This is a genomic window from Mesorhizobium sp. M0514, assembly GCF_040321145.1.
Classification (GTDB): Bacteria; Pseudomonadota; Alphaproteobacteria; order Rhizobiales; family Rhizobiaceae; genus Mesorhizobium.
This window is the reverse complement of record NZ_JAMYQZ010000145.1, coordinates 1-8,260: the sequence shown is the minus strand read 5'-3', so window position 1 is coordinate 8,260 and position 8,260 is coordinate 1. Positions and strand designations below refer to the sequence as shown.

At 63.0% G+C, this 8,260-nt stretch carries 14 protein-coding genes, 1 pseudogene and 1 riboswitch; of the genes and pseudogenes, 10 read left to right on the top strand and 5 right to left on the bottom strand.

Translation table 11 applies throughout. The annotated features are described in order from the left end of the window. Positions 1-297 precede the first annotated feature (297 nt). The 3 genes from NKI61_RS31390 to NKI61_RS31380 all read left to right on the top strand — a co-directional run bounded on the left by NKI61_RS31390 (position 298) and on the right by NKI61_RS31380 (position 1,575). Positions 298-534, top strand: coding sequence for a hypothetical protein (locus NKI61_RS31390; RefSeq protein WP_023670353.1), 237 nt, complete (start codon positions 298-300; stop codon positions 532-534). Between the two features lie 153 nt (positions 535-687). After that, positions 688-1,095: a hypothetical protein gene (locus tag NKI61_RS31385; protein WP_352842230.1), complete on the top strand. Its 408-nt coding sequence runs from the start codon at positions 688-690 to the stop codon at positions 1,093-1,095. 258 nt (positions 1,096-1,353) lie between these two features. Beyond that, complete coding sequence (locus NKI61_RS31380) at positions 1,354-1,575, top strand: hypothetical protein (RefSeq protein WP_023670355.1); 222 nt, start codon at positions 1,354-1,356, stop codon at positions 1,573-1,575. 300 nt (positions 1,576-1,875) lie between these two features. Here the strand turns inward: NKI61_RS31380 and NKI61_RS33020 are convergent. Next, a pseudogene (locus tag NKI61_RS33020) lies at positions 1,876-2,010 on the bottom strand (PRC-barrel domain containing protein); the annotation flags it as partial. Continuing rightward, a complete protein-coding gene (locus tag NKI61_RS31370; protein ID WP_023742374.1) occupies positions 1,977-2,306 on the bottom strand; it encodes a hypothetical protein in 330 nt (109 codons plus the stop codon). The pseudogene NKI61_RS33020 and the gene NKI61_RS31370, both read right to left, overlap by 34 nt. A gap of 160 nt (positions 2,307-2,466) precedes the next feature. On the opposite strand from NKI61_RS31370, the gene NKI61_RS31365 reads away from it, so the two are divergent. From NKI61_RS31365 to NKI61_RS31350, 4 genes are all read left to right on the top strand, one after another. Further along, positions 2,467-2,769, top strand: a complete 303-nt coding sequence (locus tag NKI61_RS31365) for a hypothetical protein (protein ID WP_023684824.1) — start codon at positions 2,467-2,469, stop codon at positions 2,767-2,769. 341 nt (positions 2,770-3,110) lie between these two features. Next, positions 3,111-3,440, top strand: coding sequence for a DUF1236 domain-containing protein (locus NKI61_RS31360; RefSeq protein ID WP_023670359.1), 330 nt, complete (start codon positions 3,111-3,113; stop codon positions 3,438-3,440). A gap of 98 nt (positions 3,441-3,538) precedes the next feature. Then, positions 3,539-3,754 (top strand): hypothetical protein, encoded by a 216-nt coding sequence (locus tag NKI61_RS31355; RefSeq protein WP_023670360.1) that lies wholly within the window; start codon positions 3,539-3,541, stop codon positions 3,752-3,754. A gap of 92 nt (positions 3,755-3,846) precedes the next feature. Beyond that, complete coding sequence (locus NKI61_RS31350) at positions 3,847-4,086, top strand: DUF2934 domain-containing protein (RefSeq protein WP_023684825.1); 240 nt, start codon at positions 3,847-3,849, stop codon at positions 4,084-4,086. Positions 4,087-4,246: 160 nt separating this feature from the next. On the opposite strand, the gene NKI61_RS31345 is transcribed toward NKI61_RS31350, so the two are convergent. Both NKI61_RS31345 and NKI61_RS31340 read right to left on the bottom strand, forming a co-directional pair. Further along, the gene (locus tag NKI61_RS31345; RefSeq protein ID WP_023670362.1) at positions 4,247-4,498 is read right to left on the bottom strand and encodes a hypothetical protein; all 252 of its coding nucleotides are present in this window, start codon (positions 4,496-4,498) and stop codon (positions 4,247-4,249) included. A gap of 250 nt (positions 4,499-4,748) precedes the next feature. Further along, positions 4,749-5,195: a GSU2403 family nucleotidyltransferase fold protein gene (locus NKI61_RS31340; RefSeq protein ID WP_502899955.1), complete on the bottom strand. Its 447-nt coding sequence runs from the start codon at positions 5,193-5,195 to the stop codon at positions 4,749-4,751. Positions 5,196-5,346: 151 nt separating this feature from the next. Then, positions 5,347-5,459: riboswitch (TPP riboswitch) on the top strand. Between NKI61_RS31340 and NKI61_RS31335 the strand changes: the two genes are divergently transcribed. Continuing rightward, on the top strand, positions 5,450-6,058 hold the full coding sequence (locus NKI61_RS31335; RefSeq protein ID WP_352842228.1) for a YkoF family thiamine/hydroxymethylpyrimidine-binding protein: 609 nt from the start codon (positions 5,450-5,452) through the stop codon (positions 6,056-6,058). Its footprint overlaps the riboswitch before it by 10 nt. Positions 6,059-6,242: 184 nt before the next feature. Here NKI61_RS31335 and NKI61_RS31330 read toward each other — a convergent pair whose 3' ends face one another. Next, the gene (locus NKI61_RS31330) at positions 6,243-6,905 is read right to left on the bottom strand and encodes a LexA family transcriptional regulator (protein WP_023672482.1); all 663 of its coding nucleotides are present in this window, start codon (positions 6,903-6,905) and stop codon (positions 6,243-6,245) included. Between the two features lie 79 nt (positions 6,906-6,984). Between NKI61_RS31330 and NKI61_RS31325 the strand changes: the two genes are divergently transcribed. Together NKI61_RS31325 and NKI61_RS31320 are read left to right on the top strand one after the other, a co-directional pair. Further along, positions 6,985-7,359 (top strand): hypothetical protein, encoded by a 375-nt coding sequence (locus NKI61_RS31325; RefSeq protein WP_352842226.1) that lies wholly within the window; start codon positions 6,985-6,987, stop codon positions 7,357-7,359. 83 nt (positions 7,360-7,442) lie between these two features. Beyond that, entirely contained in the window at positions 7,443-8,135 is a 693-nt protein-coding gene (locus NKI61_RS31320; RefSeq protein ID WP_352842224.1) for a GcrA cell cycle regulator, read from the top strand. Positions 8,136-8,260: the final 125 nt, after the last annotated feature.

Genomic DNA, 8,260 nt, shown 5'->3' with positions numbered 1-8,260 from the left:
CGAGCAGCGGCTCGACCGAGGCGTAGAAGGCGTCGAGATCCGCATGCAGGATGGTGGGCTCCATCCCGACCGTTCCCTTTGCGGCGTTGCAGCATTAGCCGCGTCTGTTGTGAGAGGCGTTTTTGCCGAACAAATAGAGAACAAACAGGGCCTATTGTCAAGCGAAGCGGTTGTCGCCGGCCGGCCCGTTCCAGGTCGGGCTGTCGAGTGCTCCGCCTGGGCATCGGACCTGCGGAACATTGTCTCTCGCCTCGGCGTTCATATCCGCGACGGGACGCTGTTTTTGTGGAGGCCGGTATGGGCCAGTTCGAGATGATCGACCTCGTCAGCGTCATTGACGCCTGCACGAGCGATCGCGTTGCCGGGCACTGCGTGTCAATGGCCAGGGCGGTGGAGGAGTTGCGAGTGCTGACCGGTGATTTCGTATCGCCGGACGAGACGGTGGCCAACGCGCTGTCGGCAGTGGCGCTGGGGCGCGGCTGCGCGGTGGTGTTCGACGAGCGAGCGGGCGCCGACATCTTGCTGACGCCGTAGCGCGGCGGCGCCGGGTTGTGGCAGCCAGAAAAGTCGAACAGCGTGCAAAAAGCTGTGCAGGCATGGCCCATAAGCGCGGCGTGGAAAAGTTCTGCGCGTGGGTGTATTCTCCAGGTCGCAAGCGGTCGCAGACCGCATAGGGGGAGAAATGACATGCCGAGGGTTTCAGAACTCTTTTTCAAAACTGCCATCTTGTTCCTGATGTTGGGGATTGCGGCCGGCCTGCAGATGGCGATCTCGGGTGACCACGCCGCTTTTCCGGCGCACGCGCATATCAATCTGCTCGGTTGGGTGACGAGCGCCATCTTCGGCGGCTACTACGCGCTCAATCCGCAAAAGGCGGCGCGTCGCATCGCCATGATCCACTACGGGCTCTACACACTCGGCCTGGTGATCATGCTGCCGGCGCTGTATATGATGCTGCAGGGAAACCCGGCGCTTGAACCGATCGTCGCCGGCGGCTCGCTCATCGTCGCCGCTGCCGTTCTGGTTTTTGCTTTCGTGGTGTTTTCGCCCGAAACGGCGCGCTCGGTGTCCGGCGTGGTGCCGGCTTCTCGCTGACTGTTCGCGCAGCGATCAAGTCCGACCCGCGTTCGCGACCCGCGACGCGGGTTGGCCAGCCCGATGGACAGCCGCTGGTTTGCGGTGTCTACCGCCGCGTGGGCGGCCATAACTGAGCCCCACACGTATTATTTCGTGACTATTTGGCGCCGGAACCTTCCCAGATATCGCGCGTTGCGGCGACTGTATTCGCGCTGCCTTATATATAGGCAGCCTTGAGTACTTCCACAGCATGGGTTGGGGGAGGAGCAGGACACCATGTCGAACAGAGAAATCGGAACGTCGGCCTCGCTGGGCCGACGCATCGCCGATCTGAAAGCCAGGATGCGAGACGCCAGCGTTACTGAACACGAGATGCAGACCTTCCAGAAGGTCGCAGCCATCATGGGAGGTGTCGAAGGCTCCCTACGCCTCGACGCCGACGACCTGATCGCGGCGTCCTTCGTCACCGAGGCGCTCGGCGATCCCGGGTCGAATTGAAGCCATGCGCCCGTCGGCACTAAGTGCCGGCGGTCGATGGGCTGTTACGCCGGTCGTCTGCGATACTGGAGCGTGTGCGCACCGCCTGCGGCGGACAATCTCTTGCGCACTTTGAAGATTTCAGGCGAGCGGCCTCAACGGCGCTTGGAACATTGGACTTCGCGTTCGTGCTCTCGGCTGCCTCGCGGCTGTCGAAGGTGTGTCGCCGTCGCCGTCCAGTCCTTGACCACAAGGGCTAAATTAACCAAACCGCCAAGGCCCCTTAAACGAAGGATCCGACCAGCCGGATCCTTCGAAATATCAATCGCGATGCTCCGGCATCGCCTTCAGCTCATCCTTGGTCCAACTGGTGACGGCGTGGACGTCCCGGGAAACCTCTCGAAAGTCCGCGGTCGCTGCCCTTACACCTCGTCGAACGGGCCGCCGCGCCTCGCCAGGTCGTGACCAATGGCGGCTTCCTCGGCGTCGTCGGGCAAGGCATCGTCACTGTCCTGGTAGGGGTTGTCGTCATCCTCCTCGGGCAGTTCGCCTTCCTTCTCGACTCCGGTGGTGTCCGGCAGGCTTTCCTCATCTGCTCCGTCGGGCAGGACCGTTGCGCCACGCAGCGCATCCCAATCCTGCCGGCGCGGCGTCGGCGCTTCCACCTCGTCATTGGCCATCCTGTCGCGGGCATCGTTTTTGCTCGGTGGCGCCTCGACCTCGTCATTGGGTTTTCTGTTTCGTTCTTCCATGATTGCCTCCTCCGGGCGGCTTTGCGTCGAGAAGGTGGAACTCACTTCCGGCTGTCAGGTTCCGGCAACCACTCCATCTCCGTGGAACCAATTGCCGCCAGTCTGCTTTGCCAAGGACTAGTCTGCTTTGCCAAGGAGATGAATCCAGAGGAGCTGGACCATGAAGACTTTCCCCCTCATCCCATGCGTGCTGCTCTTGGCGCTGGCCGACCCGGCGGCTGCGCAGGACAATGGCGACCAGCACGGCCCTGCCGCGCCTTGCCAGGCGCAGCCTCAGGACGATGGTCAGAAGCCGCCGGTCGCCAATGGCGGCGGCGAATCGACCAGCACGCTCGGTCCCTGCGGCGGCGTGCTGCAGCCGCCGCCCAGTGGTGACCAGGGTATGACGCAGCCGCCGCCGGATCAGGGCAAGACGCCGGTGATCAAGCCTGGCGAGGTGCCTGCGCAGCCGCCGAAGCAATGACCTTTGCTTGAAACTTCACGGCGTGGCACGAAGGCGGTCGGTTCCGGTCTTGGCCGGGCGACGCGGTCACCGGATCAATGCCGGCGCCGGCCGCGATCGCCACCGGAATTGGAGCCGTGCATCATCCATGTCGAAGGTCTCCTGAGGGATTGTGCTTCAATGCGAATCTTGCGGGTGCGGGTTCTGCTGGCATGACCGGGAAGCCGATCAATTTAGTCTCCGCTTGCGGAACAAGACCGTACCGGCTGCGTTTGCCTCCAGGAGCCCGCCACCTCGATCTGCGCTGTTTTCGCCTCATGCGGGAACACGGCGGAGCTCGCCAACAACGACAGGAGACGAAGATGAAAACCATCCTTATTCCCGCCGTCGCCGGGCTCGCCATGATCGCTGGTATCGGCATTGCCGCCGCCGACGAGGTCATCGTCACGCAGCCGGCACAGCAGCAGGTGATCATCACCCCGGAACAGCGCACGGTCGTGCACCAGTACGTAAAGAAACATCCGCTTGCCTCGGTTAATCTGCTCGGCGTCGAATTGAATGTCGGCACTGCCTTGCCTGACACTGTCGAGCTGCAGGAGGTTCCCGACGTTCAGTACAGATACGCCGTCGTCGACAACCATACCGTGTTGGTCGACCCCAGCACGCGCAGGATTGTCGAGGTGGTCGAGTAACGCTCGACAACCTAACCATTCATCGGTGATACGGCCCTGTCGTTCTTCCTAAAAGGGCGGCAGGGCCGAATGACGAACATGATGAAAGGAGAATTGCCATGTTGCCGCATGTCGAGACCCCGAACTCCGCCAATGTTGCGGCGTGTTGCGACAAGTTGCTGGCCGAGCGCAACACGGCGCTGTTATCGATGAAGGAAGCGATCGCGCTCCTGCGGGAGCGCACCGGCACCGATCGTTCGGATGCCGACCTCGCGGGGCTGATCGTCAAGAAAGCGGCGCTGCTCGGCGTTGCGGTGATTTCCGACCCGCGCTGAGATGTCTCGTCACTCAAGACGCCGGCCGAATTTTCGGCTAATGTTTTCGTGGAATCTGGACCAACCGACCGGACCCAACCACGGAGGCTTAAGTGACGGACGACAAACAGGACCGCATTCGCCAGCGCGCGCACGAGATTTGGGAAAAGGCCGGCCGGCCTGAAGGCGCGCATCAGGAACACTGGGAGCAGGCCACGGCTGAAGTCGATGGCGCGGTCGCCAAGCCAAAAAAGGCGGCGAAGAAAGCTGACGCCAAGCCCGCCAAGGCAGCCGCCAAGCCAAAGGCAGCGAAGCCTGCCGCCGCAAAGTCCGGCAAAGCCAAATCGAAATAAGGCCAAGTTGAAACGAGGCCAGTCGAAATAGAGCAAGGCCGGAATTCGCTGGCCGGGCCATCCTTGGCGCCCGCCGTTCAGGCGCGCCCGAGCCTCTCAACCTGACGAATTGCGCCTGCGACGGGCAGCGCAATTCCTTGTGTTTGGCGACAGCCGCCCCTCATGCCTCCCAGGCATAACTCGACAGCGCAAAGCGAATCCCGGCAGCTGTCATAGCCAGTTCGCATTCGGTGATCTGGCGCAGGTGGCGCAGATAGCGCGTCACGGTCTGTGGCAGCCAGCCGGCGCAGGCCTCGACATAGGCGCGGCTGTGAACAAGGGTGCCGGTCGACAGCCTCTCGTTCTTCTCGGCAACGACTTTCAGATATTGGCGGATGAAGCGGATGTCGTCGGCGATGTCCTGGCTAGCCATTCGCCAAGCCCCGGCGAGGCGTTCGCACTGATCGAATGACAAGGGCAACAAAGGGGGCGGCAACAAAGGCGGCGGCAACGACGGGGGTGACAGCAAAGGACGAGAGAGATCGGCGAAGGCAACATGGTTCGCTGTGCTCAAGGACATTCCTCTCTGCGAAAAGAGATATCGTACTTTATGTACGAATCAGCGTCAAGCCAATTTCGTACGGTTGGGACGATGGCAATGAATATAGCAGCGGTCGCTTCAGCTAATCACGCATCGTGAATCCTTCAGGAGTCGCACCAATTTCGCGGAGGGCTTTTCCCAGGATGGTGTTGACTGTTTCCCTCGTGTCGGCGTCGAACAGGTTCAAGCCGCGCCGGATCGTCTCGCGCCAGTTTTCGCCCTTGTCCCACGCTTCCATGAAGGCGAGGGCAAGGTCGTCCTGGCGACGTGTGGCTTCGAGCGCTTGGGTCAGCAGGCGCGCTTGATGGAGATCCTTCTCCCGCTTGGCGCCAGCGCTCGGCCCGCGTCGCGAGGCGACGATCAGCTTGTGGATGGCGTAGCGCTGGGCGAGGGGACCAGCACAGGCAAGCCCGAGCGATGCAGCAGCACAGTTCGGATGGGGTCGCGGATAAGGAAATCCAGAAACCGTAAGGGCTGGGCGGAGGCTCTGCCGTTTTCTTATAATTACGTTTATCAGCTTGAATTCCAACGCAGTTATAAGAAATTCGTGGAAATCTTATAACGCAACGAACTGACGAGTCGCTCTGAACGCCCGGGCGCCCGGCACGTCTGGCCCAAAACACTTTCCCGCAGTGCCTCAACAAACGGCTTCCCCAATGCCGCGAACGGTGCTTTAACCCGCCCATCCACAGGGGTGCTCCGTATCGTCGGGGCTGAGATGAGGGCGGCAAGCCTTCGGACCCTAAAGCTGATCTGGATAATACCAGCGGAGCGAGGCGGGCGATGTTTTCAGGCGCACAGATTTCCCTTTATCCCATGACCGACGATTTCGTCGGCGTCATCCTCGGCGCGCTCGGCGCGCTCGATCCCTGGCGCGACCGGCTGCGGATCGAAACCGATGACATCTCGACCCTTATGGTCGGGCCGCCCGAGGTGCTGTTTCCCGCCATGCGCGACCTGTTCGTCGCGGCGGCCAAAAGCGGCAAGCACTGCGTGCTTTCGGCGGCGGTCTCGCGCGGCTGTCCGGGCGAGCCCGACGATCCGATCTGCCGCTCCGACGAGACCGGCGGCCCCGCCATTCCGCTGGACGAGCGCAAGATCGCCGCGATCCGCGCTGTCCAGGCCACGCCGTCGACCGGCCAGCCGGTGGCGGCGCAGTTCTCGCTCTACGTTAGGGGCACGGGCGACCATATGGACGAGATCTACGGCTGCATGGATTTCCTGAAACAGTCCGGCGTCTTTGAGCGCTCAAAGAACTTCTGCACCAAATTGCGTGGCGATGCCGGTGCGGTGTTTGCCACGCTCAACGAGGCCTTCTGCCGCTTCGGCCCCGGCGCCGGCCACGTCACCCTCGACATCACGATCTCGGCGAACAGCCCGAGCGCCGTCTGAGCCGCGGCTCAAGCGTCGTTCCTTGAGGATATTGCCGTGGCTGGTTTATCTGACCCATTGCGTGGAGGAGATGCCTCTGACCCCTCAGCACAGAGAGGAGGGGAGCCATTGGCGATTGGCGAAGACCGCGATGCCCACGAATCTCCCCCTCGAGGGGGGAGATTGCGCCTCACCGCCTTCTCCCTCACATATCGATCATCGAGCGCTTCACCCGGCCGATGATGGTGATGGCGCCTTCGAGCGCCGGCGGCGGGATGTCCATGTAGGAGGCCGGCTGGAAGGGCGGGTTCTCGTTGGGGCGGTAACGCTTGTAGGTGGCCTGGCCGGATTCGTCAGAAATGACGTAGCAGCCATTGGTCACCAGCCGCTTGTCCCTGAGGTTGACGAAGATGATCGAATCCGGTGGCGAGATCTTGTTCATCGACGGGCCGTCGACGCGCAGAGCAATCCATTGGCCCTGCTCCAGATCGGTGGTGGGGATGGTCGGATAGTCGCTGAGATTGACCACCATGTCCTGGCTGCCGAGTTCGCCGGCGCTGATCCATGAGACGATGGGCACATCGACGGTGGCCAGCGACGGCATCGGGATCTGCCGGCCCGACTCGTCAAAGCCGAAATGGCCCCCCGCAAGGCTGCCGCCGTCGCCGTTGAACAAGAGCCAGCCGGGATCGACGCCGAACAGGCGGCCGTATTTCTCCGCCGCCTTGCGCGACAGCGGCCGGTTACCGTTCTCGTGACTGATCAGCGTGTTCTTGTTGATGTCGCGCAATGCCCGCGCGGCGTCGCTCGGCGAGGCATAACCTGCCTCCGCCCGTGCCTGCTGCAATCTGTGCCTCGGTTCCTGCATCGTACAAATTGCCTGAATTTATCGTCCAGTACGTACGATTTCGCTTGCGTACGTTTCGTACATATCGTACGCTTAGCGCATGATCGAACAAACCGCAAGCGTTTCCGCAGGCATCCTCAGCTTTCTCCCATCGTCCGGGCTGTCCTCCTCCCCGGTCCGGACGCAAACCGGGGCTTCTGCCCCGGATCCGTTCGAACCGTCGTCCCCCCGATCGACCGGAACGGCCGGAGCCGCTCCTCTCCCGACTCCGGCCACCTCTTCGGCCCATGGCGCCGCCGGTGCGCCAAGGGCTGTCTCCGGCGGGCAGGACCTTTCCTGCATCCGCACGGAAGATGGCACCGTCATCCTGTTCGACCGGCTGACGGGCAGGGCGGTTTCCGCCCTCACCAAAGCGGCCGCCGAAGCCGCCTTGCGGCATCTCGCCGGCTCGCTGCCGGCCGCCAGTATCGGCTGACCGCACCGACCATCCGCTCTGATTTTTCCCGTAGGCCCTCGGGGCCGGCGCTCGGCCTTTGCGCGCAATCAATGGATACCGACATGACTGCCTATACCGACACCGAATTGCAGGAGATCGCCGTCTGGCTGAGGGATGGCCTGTCGGCCACAGGGATCGCCGTCCGCTTCACGGCGCTGCGCGGCAGTCCGGTCTCGCGCAACGCCATCATCGGCATCGTCCACCGCAACAGCGCGTCGAAGACCATCGGCTTCGCCAACCCCAGAGGCGGCAGGTCGGGCGGCCGACCGAGGAAGAATGCGACGGCGCCGGCTGCAGCCAACGAGAACACGGCAGGGAAGATCCTGCCCGTTCAGCCGAGCAAGCCGGTAAGGCGGCCTGAAGTTTCGAAGCCGGCCGCACCGGCCACACCGGTCGCCAGGCAAGCCAGACACACGCCGGCCAGGCCTTTGTTGCCAGCCCGTCCGGCGCCCTCGATCCCGGGCGAAGGACGGCTGGTGGTGGACGGCGAAGTCTATCGCTTCAATGTGCCGGCGCCGCGCCCTGCTTCGCTCGGGCGTCAGCCGCATGTCGCCGCCATGCGCTTCATCGACTGCCTGTTCAACCGCTGCCGCGCGCCGCTCGACCTGACGCTGGAGGAAGACCCCGACAACGATGCTCCCGGTAGCCGGCCAGGGCCGGAGATGCTGTGCTGCGGCCTGCGCACAAGGGCGCTGAAAAGCTACTGCGAATACCACCAGGCGCGCTTCCACCGGCCTGTGGTCGAGGTGGTGTGAGCGGCTGGGCTCCGTTCCTCGCCTCCGGACGACCCCACCAATGATCGTAAGCCGGCGGGACAGCGCCCCCCTCTGTCCTGCCGGACGTTCGTCGCTCGGAAAGCCAAGCAATTGGCTTTCCGTCC

Coding starts and splice junctions, on each gene's coding strand:
- NKI61_RS31370 (WP_023742374.1), bottom strand. CDS start 2,306: ATGGAAGAACGAAACAGAAAACCCAATGACGAGGTCGAGGCGCCACCG.
- NKI61_RS31335 (WP_352842228.1), top strand. CDS start 5,450: ATGTTTTCAGGCGCACAGATTTCCCTTTATCCCATGACCGACGATTTC.
- NKI61_RS31385 (WP_352842230.1), top strand. CDS start 688: ATGCCGAGGGTTTCAGAACTCTTTTTCAAAACTGCCATCTTGTTCCTG.
- NKI61_RS31325 (WP_352842226.1), top strand. CDS start 6,985: ATGATCGAACAAACCGCAAGCGTTTCCGCAGGCATCCTCAGCTTTCTC.
- NKI61_RS31360 (WP_023670359.1), top strand. CDS start 3,111: ATGAAAACCATCCTTATTCCCGCCGTCGCCGGGCTCGCCATGATCGCT.
- NKI61_RS31330 (WP_023672482.1), bottom strand. CDS start 6,905: ATGCAGGAACCGAGGCACAGATTGCAGCAGGCACGGGCGGAGGCAGGT.
- NKI61_RS31365 (WP_023684824.1), top strand. CDS start 2,467: ATGAAGACTTTCCCCCTCATCCCATGCGTGCTGCTCTTGGCGCTGGCC.
- NKI61_RS31320 (WP_352842224.1), top strand. CDS start 7,443: ATGACTGCCTATACCGACACCGAATTGCAGGAGATCGCCGTCTGGCTG.
- NKI61_RS31345 (WP_023670362.1), bottom strand. CDS start 4,498: ATGGCTAGCCAGGACATCGCCGACGACATCCGCTTCATCCGCCAATAT.
- NKI61_RS31355 (WP_023670360.1), top strand. CDS start 3,539: ATGTTGCCGCATGTCGAGACCCCGAACTCCGCCAATGTTGCGGCGTGT.
- NKI61_RS31390 (WP_023670353.1), top strand. CDS start 298: ATGGGCCAGTTCGAGATGATCGACCTCGTCAGCGTCATTGACGCCTGC.
- NKI61_RS31380 (WP_023670355.1), top strand. CDS start 1,354: ATGTCGAACAGAGAAATCGGAACGTCGGCCTCGCTGGGCCGACGCATC.